Origin of the sequence: Chryseobacterium jejuense (genome assembly GCF_017877355.1) — a bacterium.
Lineage (GTDB): Bacteria > Bacteroidota > Bacteroidia > Flavobacteriales > Weeksellaceae > Chryseobacterium > Chryseobacterium jejuense_A.
On sequence record NZ_JAGIPR010000014.1, the window covers coordinates 1 to 13,986 of the forward strand.

Genomic DNA, 13,986 nt, shown 5'->3' on the forward strand with positions numbered 1-13,986 from the left:
AGCCTTTATTAGATCTGGAAATCTATCATTCTATTTGAAGCTGTTCAACAATATTCAAGGAAAAGCAGAGGACTAATGCGCAGCATAGTTCTTAACTAGCAAAGTCTAAAGTTCACCTCTGCTTTTCTTTGAATAAATTTATTTTATTTTTTACTTACATCAAAGTAAAGGCAAAGTCTGTGACTTTGAGCTCATAAACAATACCCCCCTGCGTACTGCCGGGGGGGGATATGCTATCGTTGTTTTGAAATATAGATTTACCTCTCAATCAAAATGTTTTTAACAAGAGTTTGATCTCCCACTTTTAAAATTCCCACATAAACGCCTCTCTCCAGGGTTGAAACATTAATTTTAGTTTCATTATTCACTTTCAATAGGGTTCTTCCTGATACATTGGTTATTTCAAAACTGAAATTGGCTGTTTTATCCGGTAATTCAATATTAAGGATATTATTGGCTGGGTTAGGGTAGAGCTTCACATTTTCTAATCCATTTTGTGATGCTGACTTATTCACTGCTACCGTTGTAGAGGCTGTTGCAAAATGCTGTAAAGCTCCCACTGTGGCCTTTCCAATATTATAAACATACACAGGATCTACATTGGCGAAAGTATCTTTGGAACTGTGTGGAAAAGTACTTCTTATTCTTTCAAAAAAACCGGTGATGATTTCACCTTTCCGCTCAAAAGGAATATAATCAGTATCTGCAGCAGGATCTACAGCTGTTTGAAGCGGAGAATAAAGGGCAGTACAGTTTCTGAGCTGTTGTGTTACCACAGCAGAAGCAGCATTGTTACTGGAAAGACCTCCCTGATCTTCGTCACAGTACACCGTATTATTGTTATTTCCCTTTACACCACCTACCTGATCGAGGTTAAAGACCAGCTTTATATCCAGTTTACGAATTCCGTTTTGATAGACCACATTATTAACGTAATGCGAACTTCCAATCAACCCTTGTTCCTCTCCGGAAAAGTGAATAAACTTAATAGAATACTCTGTTGGTACATTTTGTAATATTCTGGCCGCTTCAAGAATAATAGATGTACCACTTCCATTATCATTAACTCCTGGTCCGTTAATGGTATCAAAGTGCCCACAGATAATCACATATTTATTAGGATAAAGGGTTCCGGTTTTAGTAATAATCAAATTTTTTGAAGTTACTGATCCATAAGTGAAAGGGCTTTCTGTAATTTGGCTGGCTGTATAACCATAAGCAAGATACTTGTTTTTGATCCAGTTTAAGGTATTGGTATTGGCTTGAGATCCCGTCTTTTTAATCCCAAAATTACCGAAATCCTGAAGATTCGTTGTAATGTTGGTTTGGGTTACCATATCAGCCCTGTCCTTATAAGCCTGAATAAAAGTTTGAGCGCTAATGCTTTGTGCAATTAATGAAGCGCATAAAAGAGTGGTAATTCTTTTCATATATTTAATTTTTAAATGGTATTACGAATGTAGTAAATAAATCACAACGAAGTGTTTAAAATTTTATGGTATCCATAAAATTTTATCAGAAAATTTAAAAAATAGCAGAGCAGTACTATTGATGCTGGTTAATGTTAATACTAACCAATAAAACCCTTTGAAGAAATTCAAAGGGCTAAGTATTTTAATAAATCTTTTTAATGAGATAAAATTATTTGGCTATAATAACCTTCCTTACTACAGTCTTGTCGTTGGCCTTTATAATCCCAACATAAGCACCGTTTTCCAGGCTTGAAATATTAACTTTAGTTTCATTATATGTTTTAAATAAAGAACGCCCCTCAAAATCAGTGATCTCAAAACTGAAACTTTTTATTTTAGAATCTGGAAATTCAATACTGATGAAATCCTTTGCCGGATTAGGGTAGATTTTAATAGATTCTAAAGTGTTTTTTGAAATAGTTTCCTGAGTTCCTAATGTTTGTGTAGAAGCAACAGCAAAATGTTGCAGTGCCCCTACAGCTGCCTTTCCAATCTTATAAATATACTCCGGATCCGTATTGGCAAAAGTGTCATTAACGGTATGTGGGTAGCTACTTCTGATCCTTTCAAAAAAACCTGTGATAATCTCACCTCTTTCTTCGAATGGAATATAATCTGTATTTTCGGCAGGGTCTACAGCGGTCTGAAGAGTGGAATACAATGCCGTGCAATTTCTTAACTCCTGAGTTATGGTAGCAGAAGCAGCATTATTACCAGGAAGGCCTCCCATATCTTCGTCACAATATACTGTGTTATTATTATTTCCCATTACACCTCCTACCTGATCCAGGTTGAAAACCAGTTTAATATCCAGGACACGATTATTTCCTTGATAAACAACATTGTTTACATAATGGTAACTGCCTAAAAGCCCTTGCTCTTCTCCTGAGAAATGAATGAACTTAACGGAATATTCTGTAGGTATTGTTCTTAAAATTCTTGCCGCCTCTAAAATAATAGAGGTCCCACTACCATTATCATTAACACCTGAACCAGCAATGCTGTCAAAATGTCCACAAATAATCACATATTTATTAGGGTAAACTGTTCCTGTTTTTGTTATGATTAAATTTTTTGAAGTGGTATTCAAATAAGGAAAAGTGTCTTCCGATATTTGGCTGGCTGTATATCCGTAAGAAAGATATTTGGTTTTAATCCAATTGAGTGCGTCAGCATTAACCTGAGTTCCTGTTTTTTTTAACCCCAAACTAGCAAATGCCTGCAGATTCGTGATAATATCTGTTTGAGAAACCGCATCAGCTCTGTTTTGATAAGCTTGAATAAAACTTTGTGCGCTGATACTATGTGAAACTATAGCGATTAATAAAAAAGAAGTGATTTTTTTCATCGTGTGATTATTATACGGCTAAATAATGCATTATTATAGGAACTGAGACCAGTTCATCATTATCATATATTGGTTATTTTTCAATGATAATCTTCTTAATGATATGATCTTTGCTTGTTTTTACAGAGATCATATATGTTCCATTAATCAAAGGGGTAGTATCTATTTTGTTTTGATTCTCAGAACGAAGCACTGTATTTCCGGTCATATCGGAAATTTCAATACTGAATTGCTTAATGTTTTGGGGCAATTCCACCGTTAACAGGTTCTTTGCCGGATTAGGATAAATATTTACAGTCTCTGATGTTTTTTGTCCTGTACTTTCCTGGATTCCAAGAACATTATTTGTAGTAGAAGCTACCGCAAAATGTTGTAATGCTCCCACAGCTGCTTTGCCTACATTGAAGACATAAACAGGATCTATATTGGCAAAAGTATCTTCTGTAGTGTGTTCATTTTCGCTTCGGATATGTTCATAGAAACCGGTAATTGTATACCCTTTGGCTTCAAAAGGTATATAGTCTGAACCATAAGTATTGGAAATAGAAGTCTGAAGAGGAGAGTAAAGGCCTGTACATACAGCCAATTCCTGAGTTACAGTAGCAGATGCAGTATTATTTCCGGACATTCCACTGATATCTTTTTCACATTTAATAGTATTATTGGTATTACCCAGTTGACCACCTACCTGGTCAATATTAAATACTAATTTGATATCCAATGTACGCGTACTTCCCTGATAAGCTATATTATCAGCATAATGATAACTGCCTTTCAGTCCTTGTTCTTCTCCTGAAAAATGAATAAACTTAATAGAGTATTCAGTAGGAATGTCTTTTAATATTCTTGCTGCTTCTAAAAGAATAGAGGTACCACTACCGTTATCACTAACTCCAGCTCCAACGATTGTATCATAATGCCCACAGATAATTACATACTTGTCTGGATAAACAGTTCCTGTTTTAGTAATTACTAAATTTTTAGAACTGATATTATTTCCGTTAAAATTTGTATAAGTAAAAGGGTCTTCTTCAATCTGGCTGGCCGTATATCCATAAGAAGTATATTTGTTCTTCAGCCAGTTCAGCGTACTGGTATTTACAGGCGAGCCTGTGGTTTTTACTCCAAGATTTTCAAAATCAGTAAGATTGTTTGTGATATTTGTTTGGGAAACCATATCCGCTCTGGTCTTATAGGCCTGAATAAGATTCTGAGCCCCGATATTCTGCAACGCTAAGGAGGTAAACAAAAAAACAGCTATTTTTTTCATTTATTCAATTGAATTAATTTTCAGTTGCTAATATAAGAATTAATGGTGATTTTATTTTGCTAATTGATGTTATTTATCAGTATTCAACTGTTTTTTTAATAATGATATAACCTGTGATGTTATTTAATCTTAAAATTAATTTTATTTTCATCTAAATATCATTTCAGCTTTATATTTTACATTTAGGGTGAAAAGTATTGAACAGTGTAAAAAAATGTGGTGTATACATAAAAAAAATCCCGGATAAAAACCCGGGACTATATTGATAACAAAAATAGTATTCTACATTATTTTACTTGATCTACAACAGCTTTGAAAGCTTCAGGGTGATTCATTGCTAAATCTGCTAAAACTTTTCTGTTAAGCTCAATGTTGTTCTTTTTAAGAGCTCCCATAAATTGAGAGTAAGACATTCCGTGCTCTCTAGTTCCCGCGTTGATACGAGTGATCCAAAGTGCTCTGAAGTTTCTTTTCTTCTCTTTTCTACCACGGTAAGCATATTGCATTGCTTTTTCTACCGCGTTTTTAGCTACAGTCCAAACGTTCTTTCTTCTACCGAAGAAACCTTTAGCTTGCTTAAAAATTTTCTTTCTGCGAGCTCTTGAAGCTACCGCATTTACTGATCTTGGCATAATTTAAATTGTTTTTTTTGAAAAGGGCGGCAACTGATGTTACTCTTATTTGCACCGTTTCAGGGTTGAAATTTTGAATTTGTTTTTGAATTCTTATAAACCGAATATAGATTTATAAAAACTACTTAATTGCTAATTGACGTTGAACGCTTTTCTCGTCCACTTTAGCTACGTAAGAAGTACTAGTAAGATTTCTCTTCTGCTTAGTCTCTTTCTTAGTTAAGATGTGGCTTTTGTAAGCGTTTTTTCTTTTGATCTTACCTGTTCCAGTAAGAGCAAAACGTTTCTTAGCACCTGATTTCGTTTTTAATTTTGGCATTGTTTTGCTTTTTTATTGTTTTTGTTATCAATATCTGTTTATGGTTCCCTAAAGACATTAGGAATAATAGTTTGCAAAAGTACGAAAAAAATATCAATATTTCCTTTCCAGAACAAGACTTTCTAAAAACATATGATTTTTTGGAGTAATTTCAATGGTTAACTGTCCATTTTTCATCCGAATATCAGCATTGAAATCTACATTTTTCTCTTCTGAACCTGATATTTTCCAATCTCCGGATGGAAGATCATCTATAGATAGAGTGTAAGTATTTCCTTTACTCATTGTTTTTAACAGTTTATTATTGGAAAAAACATTCACATTATCTGATGAATTCTGAAACAGATATCCTGGAATAATTAATTGATTTCCATTGTTTTTAATACCTGTATTCTTCCCGTATTTATTGAAGAATAATTGATATTCTTCCTCTTTTTCTTTTACCTTAATATAATTGTTATTGAAAATCGTATTTGTCTTCAGCTGATCACCAATATTAAATCTGGGTTCGCTCCCAATATTGAATATAATAATATCAGGATTTCGCTTCATAACATAATTGGCATCCCCTAATTCATGGGCTAAAGATCCCCTTCCAAAGTTTTTAGGTGGATGTCTTGGGATATAATAATCATTTAAGCCCAGCATATCAATAGTAGGCAACTCAGACGAGTAAGGAATACAGCCTGCAGCAGTAACGGCAACCAGTGTTTGATTAGGGAATGTTTTCTTTAAAGTTTCTCCCAGTTTCATTCCTCTGAATTCCCATCTTTCATCCACAGCACGTTTATTATCAATAATTAGAGATTGGATAAACCCGTTTACTATTAAAAGAAAAACAAAACTCCAGCTTACTTTTTTTGAAGTCAGATTGATCTTTTTGAAATAATGTAATCCAAAAATAATGGAAAAAACAAACAGGATAAGGACAACATAATAATGTCTGAAGGCAGGAAATATATCACCGCCAACCAAAGTCACATATCCAACCCAGGCAGCAGTTAACAATGATAAATAATATCCGAAAAGATTTCTGTTTCTTAAAAGATAATAAAGAGATCCTAATCCTAATCCTGATAATACTAAAGTAGCTAAGAAAGCTTTAATATTATAAAAGCCACCACGTAAAACATGATGGATTGTTACTTTTACCTTCACCAATGCTGTATTAGGAACCAATTCCCCGTAAAAATTATAGCGAAATGCAAGTTGCCCCAGTAAAAACAGTGATGGAATAATTGCTGTGGCAAAACCTATTTTAATGAACTGATCTTTCTGCTTTCTATATATTGCTAATAGAAACCCTGAGGTAAGTAGGGTAAATAAAAAACCATCCGGTCTGGTAAGTGCTAAAAGTCCCAGCCAAAATGACAACAGATAAATAGTTTTGAAATGATAATCATTAACGATCTTGGAAACTTCAATTAAAATTAAGGTCAGCAGCAGTACGTATAAAGGCTGTTCTAATCCGCCAATTGCCCAGACGACAAAGCATGGAGTAGTAGCCAACAATGCAACAGCAAGAAAAATATATTCCCTTTGTATATTTTTATTTCTAAAATAATAAAGAATACTTCCTAATATTCCCACTGAACACAAAATGCCTATAATTCGGGCAGCAAGAATAAGATCCACACCTAATTTGCCCAATAGGGATACGGCTAAAACCCAAAGCAAATTGGAATACCCTTCAACCGGATGACCATCATTCCAGGTTAAACCTTTACCTTCAATAAAACGTTGCGCATAGCGTAATGAAATTAAACTGTCATCAGAAAAGAAAGGGTAATAATAGAAACATCCGAGAGAAAAAAGGATAACTGCTATGAAAAAAAAGGATAGGTATCCTAGTCTCATGGTTAATGTATTTATACTAAGAGTTTCCTAAACTTTTTAGGATAACGACTGCAAAATAACGAAAAATATAAAAAACTACAGATATTTTTATCTGTAGTTTGCTTCTATATGTTCAATTACATTATGATTGAAAAAATGCCAAAAGGTCTTTATTGATTGTCTCAGCTTCAGTGGTTGGCATGCCATGAGGAAAGCCGGGATAAGATATCAGCTGACCATTTTTAAGCAGAGTGGCAGCCACTTTTCCTGTGGTTTCAAACGGGACAATCTGATCATCCTCGCCATGCATTACCAAAACGGGTACCTCTACACTTTTAAGGTCTTCAGTGAAATCTGTTTCAGAGAATGCTTTAATACAATCGTAATGAGCTTTAATGGAGCCATTCATTCCCTGTCTCCACCAATTTCTCTGGATACCTTCAGAAACTTTTGCTCCTTCTCTGTTATATCCGTAAAAAGGGAAGGTAAGGTTTATAAAAAACTGCTGCCTGTTATTCGCTGTATTGTTTCGGATATCATCAAAAACAGAAATAGGAACTCCATTCGGATTATTCTCATTCTGAACCATGATAGGGGTTACTGCACTTACTAAAACGGCTTTGGAAACTCTTCCGTTACCATGTTTTGCAACATATCTGATTACTTCACCACCACCGGTAGAGTGTCCAACATGAATCACGTCTTTCAGATCCAATGCTTCTACAATTTCTGCCACGTCTGAAGCGTAGGTATCCATATTATGTCCGTAAGGTGTTTGCTGAGATCTTCCATGCCCTCTTCTGTCATGCGCAATTACTCTGTAACCTTGCTCCAGAAAGAAAAACATCTGTGCGTCCCAATCATCACTTGATAAGGGCCATCCGTGGTGAAAGAAAATAATTTGTCCCTTTCCCCAGTCTTTATAATAGATTTCTGTTCCGTCTTTTAATGTGAGTGTGCTCATTATTTTTTATTTTATTAATTGTTTAATTTTTATATTCACAAATGTAGGTGGAAAATTTTCGCAATATCTTGATATAAGATAATTATTGAACGAAATATAAAAATAAACCCAATATATCATTAACGTTAATTCAATAACGCTTATAGAAAGCCTATGCCTTATGAAAATGTTGCATAACATAAAATATGGCTGATAATTGGGATTGTATTATACTGTACTTCTCTCTAATATTGAGATATATTTCAGAGTATGAAAACAACAGTATGCAGTATCCTTTTTATGTTGACTTCGGCTATAGCCTGTACACAGGAAAAAAAAGATAAGTTGCCATTAATTTACTCAAAAACAAAGACCATCAATAGTGTTCCCTATTTAACAGAGCAGAATAATTTTGTTTATGTAGATAAAACAAGTCTGAAACCCATCACTAATCAAAAATATCAAACCGCATCACTGTTTACTACTACAGGATTTGCCGTTGTTATGAATGAAAAAGATGAATATGCCGTTATAGATGAAAGTGGAAAAATAATGTTGGGATTTTCTGCTGAGGAAATTAATCTAAATGTTATTAATGGACTTACATTTTATAAAAAGGACATTGAATACGAAAAGAAAATGCCGGCCTGGAAATGGGATTGGAATATCTTAGGTGGTGGTATCAAAAAAGAACAGACATACCGTAAAATAGAAATTGGCATTTTAGAAAGCAAACAAGTCTTACTTCATGAAGACGTTCCGTACTTAGAAGATAATTATTATCTCAATGTTATATCTGTAGATCAAAACCATGTTTTCTGGAATGGTACACTTTACGAAATCAAAAAAAGCAGTCTATATAAAATCGAAAATAATATTGTAGAGCTGTTAGAAAACAAACGATTTATCAAAGGCTCCAATCCAAACTTTTCAATGTATGAATTGAATCATAAAAAAGCGATTTACGGCGGACTGAAAGGTACAGAAACACTTTCAATGGTGTTGGGGAAAGAAACCATAACGTTGAAAGAAGTTAATAAAGAACGTTATGAACCAGAAGTTCCTAAACTTTTAACAGATAACAAAACCAAGGATGTCTATGCTTTTCCACAATATGAAAAGGTATTCCCAAAGGAAATTACAAAGGCAACAGCTTCGCAAATCGATTTCATTAAAAATACTTCTTTAGTGTATTCCATCACCAATTCACCTTATTTTTTACTAGGAGTTTTTAATTACGATCATGACATTTGGGCGTACGACTGGCTTTACATCGATACCAAAGGAAATGTTACAGATTCCATTGGCTCCTGCAATTTTAAAGTTTTAGATCAGGTTGGGAATCTTGTTTGGCCTGATAGAAAAATGATTTTACCCAATCAATACGTTGACAAAAACTGGAAATTCGGTAAAATAAATTATTATACAGGGATGAATGACACCTATCTTATCCGAATTGAAAACGAAAAACAATTGAAAACCATGGGCTTGTGGAATAGTCATGAAAAAGCCTGGGAAATAAAGCCTGAATACTATAATATATCAGTTTTGGATACTGAAAAACAAATTTATGCCCTTCAGAAAGAGCAAGACGGATCATATATACTTTTTGACAACAAGAGTAAAAGAAATATAGGATTTAAAGCTTATAAATCTATTAACTCGGAGGGGTTGGTAAGTATTAAGTCTGGTTCAGAGCAAACAATTTACTACTATATTGATATTTACTCCGGAAAGGAATATAAAGAATGATGTAAAGTTTTTACTAAACCGAGTTGGTGAAAAAAATTATGTATAAGTGGGCTGGAAGCTACTTTCAGTTATAATTAGTGACAGCCACAACACAATTAAGTAAAAAAAGATAAACGGTTATTCCATATGACTTCTATAACTCCCTTCTTCCAGCTTCCAACTTCAAATCTTCTAAATATTTAAACATGCTTTCATCCGCAGATTTACACTTGGAAAGAGCATTATTTCTTGCTGCTTTGATGATTTTTTTCGGAGCCGGATTTTTATGTACGCTCATTATTTTTATAATGAATTCCCTACGAAAGAAAAATAAAAATGGCTTATATTATCTTCTTGCATTCCTGATTTCCGGAATTACTGTAGCCAGCTTAGCAGCTACTTATTTCTGCATGTTACTGATTTAATATATGCTTTGATATATCAGATTAGAGGTGAAAAACCACTATTATCAGGGATATTTTGATGTAACAACTTTTATTACCTTTAATTTCAGGATTTATTAAAGATAAGCGGGTGAAACATTTCGTGATTTTAACTTCACTTTTTACACTATTGGGCTGTAAAGGCAATGCTCAGAAATTGCAGGTTTCTGCTATTTACTCAGAACCCAACCGGGTTACAAAAGAAATTCCCGAAACAGGTAAAATGCATACCTATACAACTCGTAAGACGGTTACAGAGCGTCTTTGTCCTATGGTTTTCATGCTTTCTAAAAATGCTGAAGTACTACAGTTTCGTATACAGGGAAATATCAGTTCCGGTGGACATTCCATTCATCAGGTGAGAAAAATCCGTTTTGAAAGGGGAGAGCAAAGTGGGAATACTATTACGCTTAAGTATTATGTGGAAATCAAAAAGAAGCCCGGGAAAGAAAGTGCAAATGTACAGGGATATAATTATACACAGGATGGAATTTACAAAATTCCGAGTGATATTAAAATCATAAGAATAGAATTGTATGAAGAACAGATTAATGATCCATCAGATACAAAATCCAAGCTAGTTGCTCAACAAACGTTTAATTTCTTTGCTAAAATCTAAATGCTGAAACATTTTAATAATGAATGCACACTGGAGGAATAACCAGCGATTATAGAAGGATATTAAAGTAAAATCATGGCCAAAAGCGATAATAAAATAAAACTGAGTGAAGAAGAAGCTATTAAAATAATAGTAGATATTGACCGGATTGTGGTTTCACTCGACAAAATAAAAAGTCATTTTTCAATAGAGAAAGAAGATCAGAAGCACGACAAAACCCTTAGTGACTATATTGTTAATGAAAGAGTGAATCAGACATTGGCACAAATCAGAGGCTTATTAATCTCTAAATTTTTGCTTCAAATGGAGAAAGATGATAGAGATGTTCTGGAAAGAGCATGTGATACGAATCAATATTGGTCTCCTATCAATAAAAAGAATAATAAAAAATTAAAAGAACTATTGGATAGTTTATCTGTTTAAAAGTGCTAATCTTGCAGGTCAAATTTAAAAAGGAAAATTAAATCGTTTATCTATGTCAAATGCTGAAACGATAATAGAAGAGATCGGATTGTACTTGGAAAAATCAAGTCTCAAAAAATCAAATATTACCAAAGAAGAACTCATCACTTTCATTGAAAACAAATGGAAAGAAGCCGATGATGAAAAATACAATATTCATCAAGGTTGCATTTACATTGGAAGAATGACTAACGAGTACATTTGGGTAAAAGATTTTGATAATATGATGCGCTGGCTGGCAGAAGATGATAAACATACCTCTTCTAAAAAGCATGAGGCCTATATCAGAAATTACTACAAAGGGAAATGTTGTTTAGAATGTGGAAATGAAGAAAAAGCACTGGAATTTTTCAATCTTTCATATGCTGAAAACCCTGATTATATTTTTGAAAGAGCTCCTTTTTGTTACGAATTTTTCAACAGGCATCTTGAAAATCCAAGAGATTTAAATTCTGAGATTGATGAAGATGAACCGGAAACAGATTATTATATTGAATTGGATTACTGGAGAACGTTTTTTGAGGAAGAAGGTGAGCTTTGCTATCATTTTTTAGATGATGATGGTGAAATCATTGAAGAACCTTCAGCTTTTCAGGAAAAAGGAATTTTGTATTTAGAAGATCACCAGAAAGAAATATTGCAAAATATGCTTGGAGAGCTTCTTAAAATATATCCTGATCTCCAAAAAGCTTATGGTTACACTGAAGATTACAAAAAAGATTTTATGCCTGATATAAAAACAATCAAAGGTTTTTCCAGTCTATTATCACCAACTATTTTCTATGTGACGTCTGTAATCAAAGACGATTATCCATACATTGGTTTTAGTTTTAACTGCCCATGGGATATTGAACATGATCTGGGTTTTATGGTACACAAAGACCGCATTGTTGAGATTGGTGATGCTGCATTGGCTTTTGATATATTTGCTGCTGAAAGTGATGCTGAAATAAATTAGAATAATATGAAAAAAGAATTAGCAAACCCACCATCGGATGAACGTGATCGTGAATTGTGGATGCAAAACGGGGCCGGATATATTGTTTTCGAAAATATCCGGAAATATGCCATCAACAAAATCCCATCAGAAGCAGACAACATACTTCGGGAAGCTCATATAAAAGCCATAGACAACACTATTTACGGAATGATGATGCAAATGGACGGAATTTTTGGTTCGTTGGAAAATGAAAACTATCGCTTAGCCATGCAAACCAATATTGTCCTCTATAAAGATGACGAAATAATCGAGGAACTCAACACCCTTGATGGTGATGGAATGTGCATGGGATTTCATGGGTGGATTGAAAACGATTTTGGAAGCGATGAAATTGTAAATCATTAAATAAAGGTATCTAAGTTAAGAACTTAAAAATGCTATTAATCAATTATTTATCAAATATGAGTCTTACTTCAGAGCAACAACAGTTTATTAACAATAATTTCTATGAAGGCATTGCACAAAGTGAATTGGATGAGTCAAAATTCAAAGAATTAAAAACTTCAGAAGAGTTGCATTATCTTGCCACTCATCACAATTGGGATGATGGTGTAAAAATCTTACAGTGGATTGCAGAAAGCCCCATTTGCAGTGAAGCCACTGCTTTAGAACTCTTCTGGCTGGCTCAGCCACAGGATTTTCAGCAATATAAATTAGATCAAACGCTCAAAGATGTATCCCAAAATGAGGTGTTTAGCCTTTTAAAAATACTTTTAAAGAACTATCCCAATAACTTTTATCAAAAAACAGAGATTCAGTTTGACCCTGCACCATTGTATGAGGATGAATTCATCATTCCGGACTGGATTTTTCAAAAAACAAATGGCGAAGAAACCTATATATATTACGAAGAGGATGATGTAGATGTGTGGTTTGACAGAGAATGGGAAAAGAACATCAGAGAGGCTGAATCAGCGATTGAACTATTCAACATTGCCTATTTTATAGATGAACCGGAATATGCAGCTCAGATCTTACAACGCCGGTTATGTGATAAAGGGATTGCAGTACTGATATTCTGGAGATTGTATACCGAATGTTCTGCATATACCTATACAAACACAATGCTGCAGGGCATTATCAATAATATTGTAAACAACAAGTATCCCGAAGTATTGAGCTACAACCCTCAGACCGACGAGAAAGTTAAGTATAAAAAGAAAAAAATAGTTTGGGAAGTTCCGGATATCTTTAGAAAAACTGTTTAAAACATATGTATGAATACATTAGAAGACTTAGAGAAGAAATTTAATTTTACTTATCCAGAGCTTTATAAGCAGTTATATGATGATAGAATGATCATTGACGATTGGGATACTAATGTTCCTTTTTCTACGCTAAAAGAAAATCCTCCTTTGCTTTTATTTGGAAACGATATCGAAATTTGGGAGCCAATTTCTTATCGTGAGGGAATTAGGGAAATGATTCATCACGAGATTTACGACATCAGCCCAAAATACCGAATGGTTCCTTTTGCCGGAAATGGAGCTGGTGATATGTATGTTTTTCAATTGGATATGCAGGTAAATGGGGAAGTTCCCATTACTTTTTTTCGGCACGACTCAGATGCTGAAATTCTAGCTAAAAATCTTCAGGATTTTATTTTTAGACAACTTTTGGAATCTTTAACTGAAATGGATGAAGATTCTATGTTTTATGAGGATTCCGAAGAAGAAATCAAACAAAATCTACATAATCAGCTAAAGACACATCGTAAGTATTTAAAACCAGAACAAGTTGAAATTCTGGAGAATCTTTACCAACGTGATATTTTTGAATATACCTACAGAAAACCTAACGGGAGCGAGTTTAAAAGGGAAGGGTTACTCACTTTTGATGAATTTGAAAAGCTCATTAAGCAGGAAACAGCATTTGAAAAATTAAACACAAAATTTGCTTATTGGGAATAGA

Annotated in this window: 15 protein-coding genes; 7 read left to right on the top strand and 8 right to left on the bottom strand. The window is 33.9% G+C overall.

Features of this window, described 5'->3' with window-relative positions; translation table 11 throughout:
• Nucleotides 1-257: 257 nt before the first annotated feature.
• From J2772_RS21095 to J2772_RS21125, 7 genes are all read right to left on the bottom strand, one after another.
• Nucleotides 258-1,430, bottom strand: a complete 1,173-nt coding sequence (locus J2772_RS21095) for a M28 family peptidase (protein WP_209920161.1) — start codon at nt 1,428-1,430, stop codon at nt 258-260.
• A 211-nt stretch (nt 1,431-1,641) separates the two neighbouring features.
• A complete protein-coding gene (locus J2772_RS21100) occupies nt 1,642-2,820 on the bottom strand; it encodes a M28 family peptidase (RefSeq protein WP_209920164.1) in 1,179 nt (392 codons plus the stop codon).
• Between the two features lie 73 nt (nt 2,821-2,893).
• Nucleotides 2,894-4,090: a M28 family peptidase gene (locus J2772_RS21105; protein WP_209920165.1), complete on the bottom strand. Its 1,197-nt coding sequence runs from the start codon at nt 4,088-4,090 to the stop codon at nt 2,894-2,896.
• A gap of 287 nt (nt 4,091-4,377) precedes the next feature.
• Nucleotides 4,378-4,722, bottom strand: coding sequence for a 50S ribosomal protein L20 (gene rplT / locus J2772_RS21110; protein ID WP_034694451.1), 345 nt, complete (start codon nt 4,720-4,722; stop codon nt 4,378-4,380).
• A gap of 121 nt (nt 4,723-4,843) precedes the next feature.
• On the bottom strand, nt 4,844-5,041 hold the full coding sequence (gene rpmI, locus J2772_RS21115; RefSeq protein WP_034694453.1) for a 50S ribosomal protein L35: 198 nt from the start codon (nt 5,039-5,041) through the stop codon (nt 4,844-4,846).
• Nucleotides 5,042-5,134: 93 nt separating this feature from the next.
• Nucleotides 5,135-6,898, bottom strand: a complete 1,764-nt coding sequence (locus J2772_RS21120) for a hypothetical protein (RefSeq protein ID WP_209920167.1) — start codon at nt 6,896-6,898, stop codon at nt 5,135-5,137.
• A gap of 121 nt (nt 6,899-7,019) precedes the next feature.
• Complete coding sequence (locus tag J2772_RS21125) at nt 7,020-7,841, bottom strand: alpha/beta fold hydrolase (protein ID WP_209920169.1); 822 nt, start codon at nt 7,839-7,841, stop codon at nt 7,020-7,022.
• A 249-nt stretch (nt 7,842-8,090) separates the two neighbouring features.
• Here J2772_RS21125 and J2772_RS21130 point away from each other — a divergent pair, with 249 nt between their 5' ends.
• Nucleotides 8,091-9,572, top strand: a complete 1,482-nt coding sequence (locus J2772_RS21130; RefSeq protein ID WP_209920171.1) for a hypothetical protein — start codon at nt 8,091-8,093, stop codon at nt 9,570-9,572.
• Nucleotides 9,573-9,705: 133 nt separating this feature from the next.
• Here the strand turns inward: J2772_RS21130 and J2772_RS24225 are convergent, their stop codons facing one another.
• A complete protein-coding gene (locus J2772_RS24225; RefSeq protein ID WP_245365288.1) occupies nt 9,706-9,849 on the bottom strand; it encodes a hypothetical protein in 144 nt (47 codons plus the stop codon).
• Between the two features lie 236 nt (nt 9,850-10,085).
• Between J2772_RS24225 and J2772_RS21140 the strand changes: the two genes are divergently transcribed.
• The 6 genes from J2772_RS21140 to J2772_RS21165 all read left to right on the top strand — a co-directional run bounded on the left by J2772_RS21140 (nt 10,086) and on the right by J2772_RS21165 (nt 13,985).
• On the top strand, nt 10,086-10,613 hold the full coding sequence (locus J2772_RS21140) for a hypothetical protein (protein ID WP_317194523.1): 528 nt from the start codon (nt 10,086-10,088) through the stop codon (nt 10,611-10,613).
• A 75-nt stretch (nt 10,614-10,688) separates the two neighbouring features.
• The gene (locus tag J2772_RS21145) at nt 10,689-11,036 is read left to right on the top strand and encodes a hypothetical protein (protein WP_209920174.1); all 348 of its coding nucleotides are present in this window, start codon (nt 10,689-10,691) and stop codon (nt 11,034-11,036) included.
• 52 nt (nt 11,037-11,088) lie between these two features.
• Nucleotides 11,089-12,033 carry a DUF6985 domain-containing protein gene (locus tag J2772_RS21150; protein WP_209920175.1) on the top strand — a complete coding sequence of 315 codons (945 nt, stop codon included), beginning with the start codon at nt 11,089-11,091 and terminating at the stop codon, nt 12,031-12,033.
• A gap of 6 nt (nt 12,034-12,039) precedes the next feature.
• The gene (locus tag J2772_RS21155) at nt 12,040-12,420 is read left to right on the top strand and encodes a hypothetical protein (RefSeq protein ID WP_209920177.1); all 381 of its coding nucleotides are present in this window, start codon (nt 12,040-12,042) and stop codon (nt 12,418-12,420) included.
• A 56-nt stretch (nt 12,421-12,476) separates the two neighbouring features.
• On the top strand, nt 12,477-13,283 hold the full coding sequence (locus J2772_RS21160; RefSeq protein ID WP_209920179.1) for a DUF4274 domain-containing protein: 807 nt from the start codon (nt 12,477-12,479) through the stop codon (nt 13,281-13,283).
• Between the two features lie 9 nt (nt 13,284-13,292).
• Nucleotides 13,293-13,985, top strand: coding sequence for an SMI1/KNR4 family protein (locus tag J2772_RS21165; RefSeq protein ID WP_209920180.1), 693 nt, complete (start codon nt 13,293-13,295; stop codon nt 13,983-13,985).
• Nucleotide 13,986 lies beyond the last annotated feature (1 nt).